The following is a 1,970-nucleotide window of genomic DNA, read 5'->3' as shown; positions in this document are numbered from 1 at the left end:
AATACCGGATCAACAATACAAAATGTTAAAATTTTTGCTATGGAAGTTGCAAAAAATACACCAGCTAAACCAAAAGACTTACCAAGTATAACAGATAATATAATATTGATTACGGAGGCAACAATGGGGGTATATTTTGCCTGTTTAAATAACCCTATGGATGTTCTATACAGAGAAGGAATTTGGTTAATTCCTGTAAAATAAAATGATAAAACTAGAGCAATTACTATAGTTGTATCTAATTTATTATCAAAACCTAACCATAGTTCAATCATTGGGTTAAGGAATATAGCCAAGCAAATGCTAGATATTCCAAAAATCCAAAAAGCAATTAAATATAATTGCTCAAAGACTTCCTCTTTTCTTTTATTACTCGCTTCTACATTATGGTTCCCAATACTAGCGGCAATACCATTACACGCCTGCATTAAAACACTGTTTACTCCGTTTATTACCAGAACATAATTTGCACTGAGACCAACATAAGTTGTTTTAAGCATAATTGATATTATTATATTATCTGTACTATTTAATAACATAGCGCCAATACGATAGAAAAATATATCCTTTATATTGGAAAAAAGTTCTTTTTTCTCATTTTTTTCTAATTCATATCCTTTCAAAACACTAACATACTTATACTTTTTATTAACATAGATATCAGTGGAAATATTTGTTAGTAGCGTAGAGAAGATTTGAATAACCAAAAAAATAACAAAATTATGCGTATGAATCAGAAACAATATTTGAAGAATTACCTGAATAATTAGGACTGATTGTTGAAACAAGACTACGATATAGTTTTTTTGATCTGCAATTAACAATGATTTCTTATAAGAAAATACATAAGAAATAATTGTATTTGTTAAGAATAATAAATAGATAAATATGACATTTTCTTTTACATCTGGAACATCTTTAATAATTATATTTAAAAAGGGAATTATAGCGATTCCGATTACTGTTATTGCTAAGATTACAAAACGATATGCCTTAGCATAAAAATTCAATAATGCTTTTACTTTTTTTGTATCACCATTCGCTATTGGACGGTACAAACTGTATATTATAGCATTTCCAAGTCCAAGTTCTGTAAATGATAGTATTGCTATTAGATTAAGTAATAGTGCTTGAACGGAGAGATAATCATTCCCTAAAATGTTAACAAACACAGTTCGACTAATAAATGTAATTATTATTCCAAATATTTGAATAAACGTAATTACTCCTACGTTTTTTATTGAGCTTACAGTACGTGAATTACTCATAAAATAACTATACTTTTGTTACAAGATTTTTATAAGTTTTTACCGCAGTATTAAACGCATTTTTTCTCTTTTTGTATGCAGCTTTACCATTACTAAGTATATTTCTATACTTGCTTCTATCTAAAGGACTTTTAATTGTTAAATGGCTACCGCCATATTCCTTAAGAGGCAAAAACCATTCACTTTGATGCAACTCAAATATTTCCGGCTTAGCTCTAAATGACATAAGTTGAATTAACTGATCATCATCACTTAAACCTACTTTATTTAAGTTAAGCATGGCTTCCTTGTTCAATTTCCAAAGCTCTTCACAAAGATTTGAAGGAGTCACAATTAGACAACCCATAATACAATCACTTAAACGCCTTACAATTTCAAAAATTGGTTTTTCATCATATTTTTTATAATAAAAAAATTGAATCTTATTTGAGAATTCATATTCCCACATGAAATCAAACTGCTCTGGATTTGTATATAGGTCACCACCGTGATTAAAACCAAAATCAATCCATGCAACTTGTTTTTTTGTTAACCCTCTTTTTACAGCATCTGCTAGGAAATAAGATTTTAAAAGCATTAAGTATGAGTATTTAGCAATATTTGAAGTAGCATTAGGTAATATTCTATAATCTAAAAACCATTGGTTTTCTGAAACTTGTTTCATGGCATTATAAACCTCAGGCTCAATATCACATATATTAT

At 28.4% G+C, this 1,970-nt stretch carries 2 protein-coding genes; both read right to left on the bottom strand.

What is annotated here, in order from left to right; genetic code table 11:
- The coding region (locus WYK_RS19895) for an MATE family efflux transporter (protein ID WP_040376198.1) at positions 1 to 1,268 on the bottom strand (1,268 nt) is incomplete at its 3' end.
- Positions 1,269 to 1,275: 7 nt separating this feature from the next.
- On the bottom strand, positions 1,276 to 1,970 hold a 695-nt coding region (locus WYK_RS19890; protein WP_201769113.1), incomplete at its 5' end, for a WlaTC/HtrL family glycosyltransferase.

Origin of the sequence: Peribacillus psychrosaccharolyticus ATCC 23296 (assembly GCF_000305495.1) — a bacterium.
GTDB lineage: Bacteria > Bacillota > Bacilli > Bacillales > DSM-1321 > Peribacillus > Peribacillus psychrosaccharolyticus.
This window is presented reverse-complemented; position numbering and strand designations above follow the sequence as displayed.